The organism is Paraburkholderia sp. RL18-101-BIB-B (assembly GCF_046026985.1).
Taxonomy (GTDB): Bacteria; Pseudomonadota; Gammaproteobacteria; order Burkholderiales; family Burkholderiaceae; genus Paraburkholderia.
Genome location: NZ_JARESV010000027.1, coordinates 13,863 through 30,093 on the forward strand (window position 1 = coordinate 13,863; position 16,231 = coordinate 30,093).

The following is a 16,231-nucleotide window of genomic DNA, read 5'->3' on the forward strand; positions in this document are numbered from 1 at the left end:
ATCGCTTACCCTAGTTCCTGGATTGCTGGAGCCATCTGATAAGGCAAGAACGGAGATTCCCCGTGTCCTTCTTCATCAGTCATGTTGTGGATGCGTCCCGCGAGCGCGATCAGTCCAATGAGGAATAGCCACGTCGCCAGATTTGTCTGCATGCGTCCAGTCGGCGGAGCGAACTGACGCCAGAGGACGACCAACATCAGGTTCACGAGGATCAACTGAAAGCGGATGCCCGCATAAGTCACCTGAGTCATGCCGTAAAGCACTGCCGCCAGCAACGCGCAGATCAGCCAGCCGATAGGTGGAATGGCGAACTGCCGCCGGTACACGATCATCACGCCCAGCATCAGCATCTGGATCATCAGAAAGAGCAGTCCGGACGACGCATTCGGGGCCGCTATGCCGGTGTAGAGACTGGTCTTGTCGGCGAAGTAGTCCGGCATCAAAAGTGAACCGCCGATGACGGCAACCGCAACGCCGACAAACATCAGCGTGTGTCCGCGCCGGGTCGTCGCAATGAAAAGCAGGAATAGGAGCGCTGAAGAGAAATGCACGCAGGTGCCGATCAAAGCGTAAATGAAGTATCGAAGCGGCTTCTGGTGTGGCGAAACGCGGGTCGCGAGCAGGAAAATCGCCGATGCGAGACCGAATCGCATCACATTCATGGTCAGCTCGTAGAACATGCCGGGCACGAGCACCAGTCCACCGAACCAGATGCCGAAGCGGCTACGGGAAATGGACCACAGCAACAGCAGCGCAGTTGTCATCGAAATGCTATTGACGACGAACCGCGGGTCGGGATCAATGGCCCAGAGAAACTGCGCATACGCATTGAATAGCGGCTCGGCGCCATAGCCGTTGCCTTGGCCGAGGTCCGTGAACGCCTGGTAATACGCAGCCGTGTCAGTACCGCTATGGCCACGCAAAACGGCTAGAGCGACCATCGGCAACGCACACGTGAGAACGACGGCAGGATTGGTGCCGCCATAGGCAATGCACAGCGCCACGCCGAAGTAAAAGATTAGTAGGGGAACGAGGTAGTAAGTCATTTTGAACGCCTCGCCGGTTGGTGCTGTGCGCTGGATGAGGGTACTTTTCTCACGTAAATCTCCGCGACAGCACGCAGCGCCGAAAATACTTGGCTGCGCTCAACAGGGAAAAACATAGCCATTCGACGTTGCTAATGACTCTGCGTCTGCGGAAGTGGAGGTAGTTATCCTGTTCACCTTTCTGGATTTTCCAGAGTTGAGCGCTCAAGCCGGTTTGCGCACCGAACTGCGCCTTGTAGACGTATGAAAGGGCGACCGGAAACAGGTAGGCCTCGCCTTGCTCCACCAGAACAGCTTCAAGCAGCATGAAATAGTCTTCAGCGTGCCGCTTCTTCTCGTCGAACCGGGCGCCGACATCTGCGCGCATCAGAATGCTGGACGGCGTGAAGCGGTTCGAGAACAGGATGCGCTGTCGCGACATGCGGCGCGGCGCGATGGCAGAAGGCCATGGTTGCGATTCGGGATGCTCGCCAGGCTCGAGTTGCGCCACAGGATGGCCAGTGATCGCCGCCTCCGGACGAGCACGCATCCATCCGTACTGGATCTCCATCTTGGCGGCATGCCAACTGTCATCCGAGTCGAGAAACGCGATGTAGGGCTGTGTTGCAACCGCCCATGCGGCATTACGCGCTGCACCCGGTCCAGCGTTGCGAGGCTGCGGCAGTACGCGGATCCAGTTGGCTGGATACCTCAGCGCCAGTTGGCCGAGAAGGTCGAGTGTGCCGTCGGTGCTGCAATCGTCGACGAGGATCAACTCACGTGGGCGGCACGTCTGCAGGAATACCGACTGGACGGCTCGCCCGATCGTAGCGCGGCAGTTGAAACATGGAATGATCACGCTTACCGGAATCTGTTCGGATAGCAAGGAGGGCGCAATCTGGGCATCCTGCTGAACGTCGGCGACCGGTGCCGGCTTGCGCCGTGCACCGGCCAGGAAACGACGGGCGCACAGCACGGACAGCGCAGCCCAGACGACCTCGCCTGCGACCGACGCAACCGCGGCGCCGACGATGCCTGCGAGCAACACGCCGATCACGCCAGCAATGACGCTGAATAACAACGCAGCGAAGGCGCAGCGGTTACGCACATGAATCAGATTGCGGGTCGTCATCACGGAAGAGGCGCTGACGGTCAGGAATCTGAATGGCGTGCTCAGCGTCATGAGCATCACCACATTCACTGATTGCTCGTATTGCCTGCCAAACACCAGTGGGATTGCGAACGGCGCGAGCAATGCTGCGATGCCGGCCAGTGCGACACCGGAGGCGAACATCCATTTGTTGCCGTCCCGGTACACTCGTTCGAGACGCTCGTCGCCCGACGCAGCCCAACGATGAAGGCGCGGCATCAGGAGCTTCTGGAACAAAACGGTTGGCAATAGATAGAGCGCGGTCAGGATCGTCACGGCGACGCTATAGACGCCGACGTCCTGCGACGTGCCCAGGTGCGAGACGATCACCAGCCCGCTTTGTCCGTACGCATAGAAAAGGAGACTGGAGACGCCGAAGGGCATGGCGTTGAGCCGGAGTTCATGGATCGACGGCGTTGGCAAACTCCCGCTCATCCGTCGCGCTGTGGATTTCGCCCCATGTCCAATCAGTTCCACCGCACCACGCCGCAGCGCGGAGACCGACCGCCAGGCGCACAGCGTTACGATTGCGCCCATGCAGCCAAAGCCGAGCGCAATCGCCTCGCTGCTTGCCCCCAGCTGCCAGCAAGCCAGCACCAGTCCGAGACGTCCGGCATGCTGCAATGCCTGCCACATCGCAACCCGCCCGAACTTCTCTTCGAGCTGCAGTTTCGCCGAGGCCATTTCGATTACGCCCTGCGTCAATACCACGGGGAGCATCGACAGCAGCAGTTGGCTGGTGCGCGCGTCGGCCGTGCCGACCCATGCCCAGAGCGCGGCGGCGACGAGGCACACGAGCGCGCTGCGAGTGATGAAACGAACCGAAGCCTCCATCCAGCGCTTTGCCGCCCAGCCTTCGGTGCCGTAGGCCTTTAGCCAGAAGGACGGCACGCCGAAGCCGACCGCCGGGGCAATGATGGTCACGACGGCGAGCGCGGCGGCGAACTGTCCGTACTCCGAAGGTGACAGCGACCGCGCCAGCATCGCCTGTACGGCGAACGCCAGCCCGGCCGATCCCAGCGCGCTAACGGAGAGCAAAGATGCCGCCCAGGCATCGCGGCCTCGCTGCGTCATTGCGCGACCTCGTCCAGCACGGGGCGAGCATCTTTGCTTCGCGAGCTCGCGTAGCGATAGCTTCCGTAGGTCGTGCCATACCGGAATCGTCCTGCGTGCCGATCGATCCCGTTGAGTACCACGCCTTTCACGTCGACGCCGACTTGCCGCAGGCGGCGCGCACACTCTTCGAGTTCCGCCGGCTTCGTGATGGAGGCGCGCGCCACCAGGAACACATTGCCATTGGAATAGGGCGCAAGAATGGCGGCGTCGGGTACAGGGAGGAGCGGTGCGGTGTCGACGATCACCACGTCGTACCGCGCGGAGAGGGTCTGGAAAAGATCGGACACGCTCGGGCTGCTCAGATGGTCGGCAGCATTGGGCGGCATCGACCCGCTTGGGAGAAAGTCGAGCGTCGAGCGCTCGACGTTGCGGATCGACGCGTCGAGCCCACTGGCACCGGCGATCACGTCAGATAGCCCAACGGCCGAGTGGCAGCCATAGGCACGGCTCAGTCCGCTGCGTCTAAGGTCACCGTCGATCAACAGGACACGTTTGCCGGTCCGTGCGAGAACCGCGGCCACGTTCGACGCGATAAACGATTTACCGATGTTGGGTGACGGCCCGGTGAACATCACGACTTTGTTGCCCGAGTCGGACAGCGAAAACTGCAATGCCGTACGAAGACTGCGCAAACTCTCGATCGCGGGGTCGGCCGGATCGACGAATGCCAGCGGTCGCCGCGGGGGTGTTTTTCGACGCAAGTACCCGGACAACCGGAAGCCACTGCGGTTCGCCATCGGCACCACGGAGAACACGCTGAGATCGGTCTGTTCTTCGATCTCGTGTGAATCGGAAATCCCACGGAACAGCAGATCGCGGATGAACGCGGTAGCGGCCGCTGCAAACACGGCGAGCACGACCACGACGAGACACAACACGGGGCGCCACAACCGGATCGGCTGGTCGGGCAACAACGCGTTATCGAGAACGCGGACGTTCCCGATCCGTCCCACCTCCAGAATCTGCAACTGTTCGATGTTGTTCAGCAAGCCGACGTAGAGGTCATTGCTGATCTTGACGTCACGTTGTGCCGTCACCACCCGACGTTGGGTCTCCGGCAGACGATCGATGCGTTGACTGAACCCGGCCGATTGCGCCTGCAGCACCTTGATCTGGCGATCGAGCGCGACCACCGTTGGATTCGTCGGTTCAAAGCGGGTCAGCGCCTCCGCGCGCTTTTGCAGGAGCGTGCTGACCTGGGTCTCATTGTCGGCGGATTGCTGCAGGATGGCGCGCGCCTCACCGTCGAGATCCACCGATCCCAGCTTGCTTCGAACCGCGGCATAGGCACTTTCGGCGGCATCGAGTTTCGCACGCAAGTCGGGTACCTGGCCGCGCAGGAAGGTCAGCGATCGCGCGGCCTGCTCCGCTTTGCGGTCCTCGTTCTGGCCGACATAGTGGCGGGCGATATCGTTCAGGATTGCCGTGATCAGCACCGGGTCGCTGCCGCGCAGCTTGACCTGAAGAACATTGGAATCCTTGCCCAGCTCACTGATGGAAAGACTGCGTTGAAGCTTGTCGATCGTCTCCAGACGCGATTGCCGCGTGAGCTTGAAGCGCGCGCCAGGTGCCGCGCGGATCGCGCTCACGTGCAAGGTGATCGGACCGTCGTCGCTGACAAAAGTCTCGGTCTTGCCGATCCGGCCGACAACGTCCTGTTCGAGGCCGGCGCCCGAAAGCCGGTAGCTCCCGGCGCCCAGAACCGTCAAGCGGTACTGTTCTCCCTCGAATCCGGTGGGAACGTCGAAGCGCTGGACGCTTGCGCTCTCGTCACCCCACGTGTATCCGCCCATGCCGAGGAAGCCAGGGTGGGACAGCCCCTTGCTGGATCGCGCGATGGCGCGACCGATGAACGGAAAACGCGCGGGCTCCGCCTCGATATCCAGACGCAGGTTATCGACGGCCGAAGCCACGACAAGCCGCGACTGGAGCACCTGCATTTCCGTGTCGGCGGACGACTTGACGTCGAGCATCGACGAAAGATCCTGGCCCAGCAGCGACGACGCGGTGGTTGCGGCAGAACCCTCGTCGACCTGAGTGATGATGTTGACCTGATATTGCGGATCCGATAGCAGTACCGCCGCGATGCCGAGAATCGAGACGGTTCCGAAAATCCACAGCATCATGCGGCGATAGAGCATGAAGACATCGAGCATCGCCGCCAGGTTGAACTCTTTCTCAGTGGCGGCTGCTTCGTGCGGAGCATACGGCGGGTTCACTGTGCACCTCCGCCAACGCAGACCGCTTCCGGATAGACGCGGTCGCCTGTTGGTTCATTCAGGCTTTTCAGTCGCCGTACCCAGTAGTCGATACCGCCTGCCAATGCCTCGCGACACGCGCGGAATGCGGAGATGGGCATGCCCATCGGATCATCGATATCCGCATCGTCGAAGCCGCGTATCGAGAAGATGCGGCCGCGCATCAGCGGATAAAGCGACTGCAGACTTCGCGTCTGTGCTGCGGTCATCGTCAGTATCAGCTCCGCGTCGTTCGCGATCTGTCGGGTCAACTGCGTGGCGCGGTGCGCTTGGATGTCGATGCCCATTTCGGAAAGTACCGCGACGGCCTCGGTCGCCGCCGGTTGTCCCACCTCGGCCGCCAGACCGGCAGAACCGACGCGCAGACCTTCGACGCGTTGCTGAAGAAGGGCAGCAGCCATCGGGCTGCGGCAAAGGTTTCCGTGGCAAACCATTAGAACGTTGGAAATCATCTGGTTGTTCTTTCTTTGTGTTGAGACGTTGCTGACTCGAATGGGCGTTCGCGCATCCAACGTCATGACGAGCGCCATACCGCGAGTTCGTTGATCTCGAGCTTTCCCGTCCAGCCGGTGAAGGTCGTCTTGAGGACAGCCTGAACGGCGCCGGCTGGAACGGCTGCTTGTGCAGACGGAAGTTCATTCGCCGCGCTTTGCGATTCACTCACGCTCAGCGGAACACCCCCTGCCGCAAAAAACTGGAACGAAAATGCCGTGCGACCCGTTGTGCCCGTCGCTGTTGCAGTGCACGCGGCCAGAACGGTTTCGCCGGGACTGACCGGGAAAGGTGTACGTGTGATCACCGAGAATGGCGCGTTATCCAGGTCGTTCGATGCCAGCCGCAAGGCTTGCCTCGAGCTGGCCACCGCGCTGTTTCCGGCAACCGTGTCCGAAGCGACGATTTGGCCTGCAGTCTGACCGGGCGTGGCGACTGACATGCTCCAGTGCGTGAGCGCGTCCACGCGCGTGCCTGGGCGATCCAGCGTGAAGAGACTGTCGGCGTTGATCACGCTTCCCCGCCACGGCAGCGCCTGAACCTTCTGGAAGCTCATCGCGGTCACCGACTCGACGGGCACCTCGTCACCGATCAACGCCGTCAACGCCCCCTGCGGTGGAGACTCGAAACGCCACTCGACGCCGGAGGCGGAGAACTTCGCGGTGCCCGCGACCAATTGACGAGGCGCATTGTTCAGGTCCTTGCGCTTCCAGCGTCTCGGCAGCACGATCGAGTCGCGGAACACGGTGCGAAGATGCTTACCCGAAGCCGTAGCGTTGACCAGCAGTCCGTCGATACCCTCGATGTGACAGTGGTTGAGCGCCACCGTGCCGAAACGAGCCTGACGGCCGAAATACACCACGTCGCCGTTGAAATCGAACGAGCAGGCATCGAAGACAAAATCCATGCTGTCCGAGTTGATGTCGACGGCACGCGCGGACCCGGCAAACGTGCAATCGACGAAGGTCATCCGTTCGCCGCTATTCACGCTTCTGCCCACCCCCGCAGCCACGTAAATGCCGTTCTCGCGGTTCTGTTCGAACCGCGACGAGAACCACGCGGTGAGGTACGTATTGAGCGGATCGATCCGGAGCGCGCCACGCCAGCCCGTGACCACGACATTGCGGCCACCCGCGTCTCTCACGGCGCCCGAAAATCCGGCTTGCCGGTTGCCCATCACGATGCCCCATCCTTCGGCCCGCGCCTTCCCGGGACCAAGTATCGAGATCGTGCCGCCTGTGCCGTCGAGGAACGGCGAGCGGTCACCCGGAAAACGCAACTCTGTCGCGGGAAGCGTGGTTTCGTTTCTGCAGGTCAAGCCGTCCCAACCCACGGGCAACTGGGAGAAGTCGAGCAGGACGCCGCCCACCGAGCACAGCTTGATCCAGGGCGCGGTGTCGATCGTCTCCGTGAGTACGTATCGACCGGCCGGAATCATCAAGGCCGGTAAGCACGACGTGTCGCGCGTGTGCAGTGCGATATTGCGCACGTAGTCGATCGCGCGCTGGAACGTGCCGGTGTCGTCCGTCGCACCCTTGCCCTTGGCGGCGAAGTCACTGATCCAGCGAAATCCGCTCGGTGATCGATTCTCAATGGATTCGCCCCACCCACGCGAGACAGCCGTGGCGCCCAGTATTGCGGCGCCGGCTGAGAGACCCATTGCGGAACGGCGATTCACCATGACCGCACCGTCATGCGCTGGCTTCGGAGAAATCGCAATGTCATGGTCATTTCGTCACCAACCCCGCCGTAAGTCCGGCGTTGATACCAGGAAGCAGAAGGCTCAACACACGGCTGAAGCGAACCAGCCCGTTTCCGTCGACGTAGACGATGTCCTTCGGTTGTAGTTCGAACCGATTGGCGAGAATCATCGAGACGGGCGACGCGGCGTCGAGGTGGAAGACACGTGCGTCCTTGCCGAGCCCGCGGATCACATACAGTTGCGCGGCGTCCGCGGTCGTCGAACTGATGCTGCCCGCCTGTGAAAGCGCGTCGCTCAGCGTCAACTGACCGCTGCGTAGCGGCAGCGCGGTAATGGGTTTTGTCACTTCGCCCAGGACGAACACGCCGTTTTCTTCTCTGGCGGAGACGCGAATCAGATCGCCGGGTCGCAGCATGATCTTCGAAGGATTCAAACCGCGCTGCAGCATCCCCGTGAAATTGATGTCGTACGACTGACCGTTGCGAGTCAACGTAATGCGGCTCTGATCCGCAGCCGCGCTGAACCCGCCGGCATGACTGATGGCGTCGTACAGTGTCGTCGGGATATCGTTGATGGATTGCGCTCCCGGCGTACGTACTTCGCCGTCGACGTACACCTGCTTCGCGCGAAACGACGCAATACGCACCGTCACCTGAGGATCGTGGAACGACTTGCTCAGTTCCGCCGCAAGCTTGCGTTGGACTTCGTCGACTTTCATGCCTTCGACGTGAATATTTCCGACGAAGGGAAACCGCAGATAGCCTGTGTCGTCGACGACGAATCCCGGCGGCGGGTCGTAGGTGCGCGCGTTCGCAGGTGGCTGCGCGCCCAAAGCCGCGGCCAGTTCCGGGTGGTCCCAGACCGTGATCTGGAGCACATCGCCAGCACCGATCGTATAAGCCTGGCCGCGGCCGAGCAGGGCGCTGGCGCTGGCATCGTTACGGCGTTCAGCTTCACCGCGGATCTCGTCGATTGACGACAGGGTCACTTCGGTCATCGGTACGGGCAATTGCTCGGCCGGCGCTTGCTCACTCGCACTGGTTATCGGCAACGTAGACGCTTTTTGCATTTTCATGCCGGGCGCAACCGAACAGGCGGACAAGGCGAACTGGAGCGCCGCAATCCATGCAACCCGATTCATCGAAAACATGTTGACACCGCCGCGACGCAGCGCGTTGGACCTGACTTTCAATTGCTTCACTCCGATTCCTTTTTATTGGGCTCGCCGACCTCCTTCTCGCGGTCCGCGGCTCCGCACGATGACTAGTACGCCTGCTTGCTTAAGAACCCACGGACCACCGTGCGTAGCACGATCTTGATATCCATCCAGAACGATCGATGACGCAGGTAGTACAGGTCATACTCGACGCGGCCAGCCATCTTCTCCAGCGCGTCCGTTTCGCCTCGATAGCCGTTGATCTGCGCCCAGCCGGTAATGCCCGGCTTGATGCGATAGCGGTCGAGATAGCCCGAGATCAGCGGTCCGTACAGGTCGTCGTGTTCAAGCGCATGGGGACGAGGACCGACGATCGACATTTCGCCGCGCAGGACATTGATGAACTGCGGAATCTCGTCGAGACTCGTACGGCGCAGGAAGCGCCCTACGGGCGTGATACGGTTATCGTTGCGTGTCGCCTGACGCACTACGCCACGCTCTTGCGCATGAACTCGCATCGAACGAAACTTGTAGATTGAAAACGGCCGTCCCTTCAGGCCCTTGCGGCGTTGCCGGAAGAAAACCGGGCCCGGCGACGAGAGCTTGATGGCGATCGCGATCGCCACGAATAACGGTGCAAGCCCGATCAGCGCAACCAGTGCAAAGGCCCTGTCGAAGATCTCCTTGCCGGTCATCGCCTCATCAGAAATGGCCGACGGAGAAAGACTGAGCGAGGGGATGTCGAGCGTGTCGAGCGACGCGACGCCGGCGTACAGTCCGAGCGGCATGAAGTCCGGCATCAGCCGAATTTCCACCAGCGTGTTCTTGAGCGCTTCGATGCAATGGGCCGCCGCGGCGTGGGCCGACAGCGGTAACGCGAGCCATACCTCGTGAATGCCGCCGGACTCCGCTAGCCCTGCGAGACGGGCCAGTTTGGTCTGGCCGTGCTCGCCCATGGCGGAGCCGGGTCGGTCGCCGGCGTCGTGCAACTCGACAACTTCCGCGACACGGAAATCCGGGTGATTGCTGGAGTCGACCTTCGCAACGATCAGCTTGAGGTATTCGCCGTTGCCCACGACGACAATGTTACGGGCGCGCAACCCGACAACACGCGGGGAGGAACGCATCGTGGAGGCGATCACTCGCCATGCCGCGAGCAGTACGACGCCTATGCAGGTCCACCATGCGATCCAGGACACCAGCGTCTCATCCTGGTGCTGAATGGACAGCAGGAGCAGCAAGCCGGCGAACTGCAGGGCCAGCCATGCCGGCAGAACTCGGGTCCCGAGGCGATACAACGAGCGCATGGGCGATACGGCGTAAACGCGAACAATCGGCAAAAGAGCCGCTGACGACATCAGGATAACGATTGCGAACAGCAACTGAAGTGGGCCGCTTTCGTGGCCCTGCGCAGGAGCGATATGGGCTGCGATGACAGCCGCGAGCGCAATGCACCCGCTATCGATCAGGCGTGCGACAGCTTGTTTCATGAGAATCTCCGTGGAGCCGGTTGAGGAAGCAGCCAGCTATCGCTCGCTTCTACGAAACGGGGCGGCGTACCCGCTTGACGGTGGGCGGTTCGGACGACCCGTTATCAGCCAACCGGTTGCGCTCATTGGTCCGATACTCTGTCGGTGACATCTGCAGGTGCTGGCGGAACAGTTTGGCAAGTCGGTCGCCACTACCCAGACCCGTACGACGGGCGATCTTGTCGGCGGGCAGGTCGGTATCGACCAGCATGTGGCAGGCTTTTTCGAGGCGGACCCGCAGGACGAACTCTGTCGGCGTCACGCCGATCTCCTGTTTGAAGCGGCGCAGGAAATTGCGTTCGCTCATTGCCACAGCCTGAGCGGCATCCGCAATCGATATACGGCTCTCGCTGCTGACGCGCAACTGATACGCTGACGTGCGAATCAGGTCACTGGCGCGCGCCTCGCGGGAATTGAATACCGAGTGGGTGAACTGTTTCGGCGTGACGGGCAGCAGGTCGTGCGCGACCTGGCTGGCCGTCTCGTAGCCACAATCACGTTTGACGACGGACAACGCGCTGGTTAGCGCGACACTAGCGTCGGCGTCGATGCCGGCGGTTCTGGTTGCGGACAGCGCGCTTGCGGTCATCGCACCACCTGCCATCTCAGTCACTGCAACATCCTTGGGTTCGAGTCGAGCCATTTCGAGAACGCCATTACCTCCGCCGATCCCCTGCACCACCTCCGCATGCGGATAGGCGTGACGTAACCACGAGATCAGCCGTTCGTCGCTTTCGACGGGTGCGCTCACGGCTCCGAGCGCAAACAGCGCATGAACATCTTTCGCGTAGTGGGAGTCGACCGCGTCGGTCCAGATCAGCACGCCCGAGGACGAGCGTATGGCTCCGCCGCTGGCGGACACGAGACGCAGGTCGTAGTAGTTGTGTAGCGCGTTGTCTGGATGACGCAAACGGTTGGCGAGACTGAATGTCTCCGCCAGGCGCCCCATATGAATGAGCGAAAAACCTTCGAACAGGAGAATCACAACCTGTCTGCGGCGGCGCGCCAACCCCACGCTCCCGCCCATCATGAGATGAATTGTTTTCCTCGTTATATCAGTCGCACATTCCATACCGCTGGCCCCCGGCACTATTAGCGAAAATGAGTTTTCTGCAGCGCATCATATTCGCGGGGGTGCTCCGATCAGACAGGGGCGTCCGATTCAACCATGCTCTTGGCGGATTTGATCAAGAACATCCAGGCTGGTAATTTTTTGACACGAAATGCATCGATTTGCCGCTGACGAACGCCAAGAAATTCATATTGGCTTCATATCCGGCAATTGAATATTTGGCGCGTGGTATCGGTGCGAAAGAGGGCGCCGTGTCGCGATAGTCCGCGTCTGGAGCCTCATTGCCAGCTGACTCAAATACGGTCAAATCATGGCGAAATGACGATATATCACGGTCGTGTCGCGAGTGTGGGTGCTTAACCGAGTTATACGCATTGCATCATTTCGGTCGCTATAGCAGGTTCAGGCAGCTCTTTTTTCTATGTGAAAAGTTCGCGATGTGAAAAGCAGTGGTGAATTAATGCTCGCTATTGCGCTAATTGCAGTTCGCCACTGAGACCCGAAAGGAAAAAATAGACCCGAAAACATTGGCATCAATTGCTGACTATTTTGGGTGTAATTTGTCGGGTGCGCTCCCATGACGGGTGTCGATCCGTATCGCTTGTGCCGGCCGTATCGATGCATCGGATTGCCTGGTGGCTGGCTGAGGGCACTGCACGTCGCAGGGCTATCGGCAATCGAAACAGAAGCGGCGGGCGTCGGTGGAAGCAGCCGGGAATGAGCTCGGCCGCTTCTCCGCAAGGCGGACCACCGTGCGCAGGTATTCGCTTTCAGGGGAGCGCCACGCTGCGGGCTCAGCTCAGGCTACTCGGAGAGGCTTCTTTGCTCAGCCGGTAATCGGTGGGTGTGGTCGCCAGATACTTTCTGAAAAGCTTAGCCAACTGACCGCCGCTGCCAATTCCGCAGCGCCGTGCGATTTTGTCGATGGGCAAACGCGATTCAATGAGCATCTGACAACTCAGGTTCAGACGCGCGCGAAGCAGATAGTCGGAGGGCGTCATACCGATCTCGTTCTTGAAGCGCCGCAAGAAGTTGCGCTCGCTCATGGCTGCGAGACGCGCCGCGTCGTCGATTGAGATGGGACGATCGACGTTTGCCTCCAGCCACCGGGCCGATGCCATGATCTTCTCGCTAACCTGCGGCGCCCCGCTGCGGGCGACGGAAGAGCTGAAAGGAGTCTTATGCGGCGGCGCGACGGACTCGGCAACCTGACGCGCCAGTTCAGGCCCGAGGTCTTCTTCAACGATGTGCAGTGCCGTGCGCACGGCCGCGGGCGTGTCGCCTTGCGACCGTGCCGGACCTCGGTCGCACGCTTCGGAGCCGCTGCGCAGCAGCGGGCAATAGCGGCTTGGAAGCCCAGCCGCTTCCAGAAGCAGCCGGCCCTCAGCGATTGGGTGAACGATTTCGCTGAACGGATGCCTGTGGCGTAGCCAATTGCGCAGGCGCTCATCGCAGCGTGCCTCTTGCGCGCCCGCGCCGCCTGCGATGAACATCAGATGCGTGTCGCTCGTGCCTTTGTGTGAATCGACGCTGTCTGTCCAGACGAACACCGACGACGAGCTCGCAATGCGGCCACCCGCAGCCGAAAGCAGCGAGACGTCGTAGCGCGCGCGGCCCGATCGTTGCGACGCGGCGAGCGCGTTCGCCTTATGGAATATTTCGATGAGCGCTGCGACCTTAGGCAGCGCAAAGCCATTGAACAGCACTATGTCGACGTGAGTCGTCGCGTTCACTTGCGCCGGCACCGCACTTTGCCGCGAGCTGAGCGGCGGAATATGTACCAGCCCCATTGGTTCTTTACCCCGGAATGTTGTGGCCTGTAAAGCCTCTCTCAAGACCCTGTAATTCTTTTGTCGAGGCCTGTTATGCAAATGATACAGGCGCCATTATTATAGGCTGAATTAGTCAAGACATTGGCAGTGGAGACATTGAGTGGGTATGGGAGCACCGAGTTGGGGCACGCGTTTAAACGGAAAAAAATTCGAATACGTCGAGACGATATCCTGGATAGACTGAGACGGAATGTATAGGGAATCTTCAAAAATGATTTATACCAGACACGAGACAAAGCCCTATTCGAGATGTTGGTACCCGTGCAGCGCGCGCGCTTGGGTAATGCCCGGTAAGTATTCTATCTCGCTGTAATTCCGAATCCCGCCTCACGCAATAACAGAATGAGGAATCTGTCTTTGTCTGCGGCTTCGACGCGCGTCACCAGGCCTGCGGAAAAAGCGTTGTCATGGCGTAACGATTCTGAATTGGACGAGGTTTGCATTCTTCATCCTCGGTTGAGACCGGTGCGCAGAACGCCATTGACGCGAGGAAACCTCTGGCCGGTAGCAATTCGTCAAGCGCGGTCGAAACGGTGGTGCCTCTTCGGACAGAATGTTTCCGATAGCCGCCGCTCGGAGGAAGGTCGAGCCGGGATTGATAGAATCGCACCGGCCGTCGGCACACGGCCTCATCCTGATTTCGATTTGGTGTTGCGCAGCGATTGTCTGACTCCAATTGATCCGGAAATATTCGGGGTAGGGCTTTCCAGAGTCATTTTTGAAGGATGACACCCGTATCATGTAGACGCGCCACGCGGTGCGTTCGCCGCACGGGGCTGGTTGCGGCCGTCAGATTCAAGCGGGATTGTGTCAAGCTCAGTCATACATTAAGCAAACGATTGCGCGAGGGCCTAAATAAGTCGGCCGCGCAGCCGATAACCCGTTCATGCACAAACAACACATTAAGACAATCGTTGATGCCGCCAGCGAAACCGCCGATAGCATCGTCGGCGCGCGGCAGTGGAGAACGGCCGAAGATGCGAGCGCGATGCACGATGTGATCTTCTGGGACATGATCGCCAAGCAATTACCCAATGTGAGCATTGCCGATCTGCTTTCAATCCTGAATTAGACGCAAAGCGCGGGTTGTGGCTGGACATTCCGCGGTGGACTGAGCAGTGACATAAGACGGTTCGATAAAGGAGACGAAAATGTTCGTTCCGGTTCACCGTTTTCCGATTGGCGGATCACTTGCACAGTGAGCCGCTATTTTCGCTTCAAATTAGAACGCACAAGATACCGACGAGACGTTTTGCCATTCGGACACGCGGTTGGCCCCATAGCGGGGCGGCGAAATCGCGCGACTACCCATCGTTGAGTCCCATCACTGAAAAAATTTTGACGACCGCTCCTTGCCTGGGTGGGCGTCCTCCTTGTTGTTGATTAAAGACTTGCACGGCGCGCATCATCTCGTCCCAGGAAAGTTTTCGATAGGCGCAAATGTTGTACGTGATGCCGTGTTGCTGGTCTTTGACAAAATTATCAACGCTCGGTAGCTGCATGGTTTCCTCGAATGCGGCGCGCGATTTTTTGTCCGCCGGAGCGGACATCTCTCAACCACGGCGATGGTCAGCAGACTCTCTGCAAGACCTCGGCCCGCGGACGCCGCTCACTAAGACACAGCCGGTGGTTCTCTAAGGTCCTGAATGACCAGCGACGCAGACAGAAATACGTCTTCAATCGCTGCAGCGTACTCGCCCGCCGAATCGCGACTCTGTTCGTCCATCGGATGGAACGTGGCGCTGCGTCGGATTGCACGTCGCATACGCTCCAGTTCGTTGATTGTGGGAGATGTCTTGGCGAGCAGCGCTGCGATTAGCGTCTGGTACGCGAGAAGTTGCATCCGCAGCTGTTGAATGTCTTCCATCAGTGACTCTTTCATAAAAGTGAAGCGTTCTGGAACAAGGCGGTCATGTCCCGGGATTGCGGACACTCCTCTTTTAGTGCCTGCTGTGTGGTGAGCCGGTACACATGTATTGGATTCAGGCTGCGTGCATCAATAAGTTGACTCTTCCCGCTGCGAACTCACGAGCGATCCTAAGCAACCGTGTGAGACAGACCCAGAATGACGGTTAGTGAGCCTGTTTTATCGTAATCGAAGAGCCGTGACTTCACTCGCAGAACGCCATCGAATCCCAGTTCGTCGACCTTCATTGTTACGTTGTCGCCGACAAGGGGAAGTTGGTGTGCTGCCCGTGTACCGGTAGTACGGTATGTACCAAAGCCACCGGTGTACTCATACACGTAAGTTACTTTCTCATCCATGTGCGCCCCGCTCGTGTGGATCAGCAGTTCTATTCGCTAGAAGTCTCGCACAACTGCGGGCGATTTCGCTTGATGCCATCGGGTAGCCTCGAAGGGGGTTGCGATCACATCGATGCGATTCGAGGGGCGCTGCGAAAAGATGGGAAGCCTTGTCTATAAAGACGAAGGCGGGAATGACCGTTTCATATGGCATGGTCATTTGACTTGATGGGTAATTGGCTCAGGTCCAAAACACCTCATGGCGTGGCGGATGCGGCCATGCTTTTGGCAGTTCTTCCCAACAAATACCGCGGTCTGGTCAATTGCCGGTTAGCTACGACGAGGGAATATTGGTATCGAAAGTGGCAATCAAAGACTCTGATACATACGGGCTGATGTGCGGTTGCCCTGCAACTGGCGAGAGAATGGGAGTATCGACGAAAAAGAACCTGCCGCCCGAGGGAGCGGCAGGTTGTAAGATCGAGGGGTGGGGTTTGCTTGAGAGAAGCCCCCTCGAAAGACCGGCTTTGAGTTTAATCGCCCGAGGGCGGCAGCGGACTCAGGCGGCGGATTGGATCAAGTTGTTGACTGAACAGGACGTGAAAATAGCGGGCCGGTGCAAATTACGGGCGCGAAGGAGAATATGACCGGCCGT

At 59.7% G+C, this 16,231-nt stretch carries 12 protein-coding genes; 1 reads left to right on the top strand and 11 read right to left on the bottom strand.

Annotated elements, in window-relative coordinates; translation table 11 throughout:
* Positions 1–5 precede the first annotated feature (5 nt).
* The 9 genes from P0D73_RS29565 to P0D73_RS29605 form a co-directional block, all read right to left on the bottom strand.
* Positions 6–1,046, bottom strand: a complete 1,041-nt coding sequence (locus P0D73_RS29565) for an EpsG family protein (RefSeq protein WP_132381533.1) — start codon at positions 1,044–1,046, stop codon at positions 6–8.
* Between the two features lie 49 nt (positions 1,047–1,095).
* Positions 1,096–3,249, bottom strand: a complete 2,154-nt coding sequence (locus tag P0D73_RS29570; protein ID WP_408182031.1) for a glycosyltransferase — start codon at positions 3,247–3,249, stop codon at positions 1,096–1,098.
* On the bottom strand, positions 3,246–5,510 hold the full coding sequence (locus tag P0D73_RS29575; protein ID WP_408292220.1) for a polysaccharide biosynthesis tyrosine autokinase: 2,265 nt from the start codon (positions 5,508–5,510) through the stop codon (positions 3,246–3,248). Before P0D73_RS29575 ends, P0D73_RS29570 begins: the two co-directional genes overlap by 4 nt.
* The gene (locus P0D73_RS29580) at positions 5,507–6,079 is read right to left on the bottom strand and encodes an arsenate reductase/protein-tyrosine-phosphatase family protein (RefSeq protein ID WP_408182033.1); all 573 of its coding nucleotides are present in this window, start codon (positions 6,077–6,079) and stop codon (positions 5,507–5,509) included. Before P0D73_RS29580 ends, P0D73_RS29575 begins: the two co-directional genes overlap by 4 nt.
* Positions 6,064–7,722, bottom strand: a complete 1,659-nt coding sequence (locus P0D73_RS29585) for a glycoside hydrolase family protein (protein ID WP_408434071.1) — start codon at positions 7,720–7,722, stop codon at positions 6,064–6,066. The genes P0D73_RS29580 and P0D73_RS29585 overlap by 16 nt, the downstream gene beginning before the upstream one ends.
* A gap of 46 nt (positions 7,723–7,768) precedes the next feature.
* Positions 7,769–8,893 carry a polysaccharide biosynthesis/export family protein gene (locus tag P0D73_RS29590; protein ID WP_408182060.1) on the bottom strand — a complete coding sequence of 375 codons (1,125 nt, stop codon included), beginning with the start codon at positions 8,891–8,893 and terminating at the stop codon, positions 7,769–7,771.
* A 113-nt stretch (positions 8,894–9,006) separates the two neighbouring features.
* Complete coding sequence (locus P0D73_RS29595) at positions 9,007–10,389, bottom strand: undecaprenyl-phosphate glucose phosphotransferase (protein WP_408182036.1); 1,383 nt, start codon at positions 10,387–10,389, stop codon at positions 9,007–9,009.
* A 49-nt stretch (positions 10,390–10,438) separates the two neighbouring features.
* Positions 10,439–11,404, bottom strand: a complete 966-nt coding sequence (locus P0D73_RS29600) for a GlxA family transcriptional regulator (protein WP_408434152.1) — start codon at positions 11,402–11,404, stop codon at positions 10,439–10,441.
* Positions 11,405–12,294: 890 nt separating this feature from the next.
* Positions 12,295–13,290: a GlxA family transcriptional regulator gene (locus P0D73_RS29605; RefSeq protein WP_132381543.1), complete on the bottom strand. Its 996-nt coding sequence runs from the start codon at positions 13,288–13,290 to the stop codon at positions 12,295–12,297.
* 928 nt (positions 13,291–14,218) lie between these two features.
* Between P0D73_RS29605 and P0D73_RS29610 the strand changes: the two genes are divergently transcribed.
* Complete coding sequence (locus tag P0D73_RS29610; protein WP_132381545.1) at positions 14,219–14,404, top strand: hypothetical protein; 186 nt, start codon at positions 14,219–14,221, stop codon at positions 14,402–14,404.
* A 232-nt stretch (positions 14,405–14,636) separates the two neighbouring features.
* On the opposite strand, the gene P0D73_RS29615 is transcribed toward P0D73_RS29610, so the two are convergent.
* Together P0D73_RS29615 and P0D73_RS29620 are read right to left on the bottom strand one after the other, a co-directional pair.
* Positions 14,637–14,882 (bottom strand): hypothetical protein, encoded by a 246-nt coding sequence (locus P0D73_RS29615; RefSeq protein WP_243658501.1) that lies wholly within the window; start codon positions 14,880–14,882, stop codon positions 14,637–14,639.
* 62 nt (positions 14,883–14,944) lie between these two features.
* A complete protein-coding gene (locus tag P0D73_RS29620) occupies positions 14,945–15,199 on the bottom strand; it encodes a hypothetical protein (protein WP_132381546.1) in 255 nt (84 codons plus the stop codon).
* Between the last annotated feature and the right edge of the window lie 1,032 nt (positions 15,200–16,231).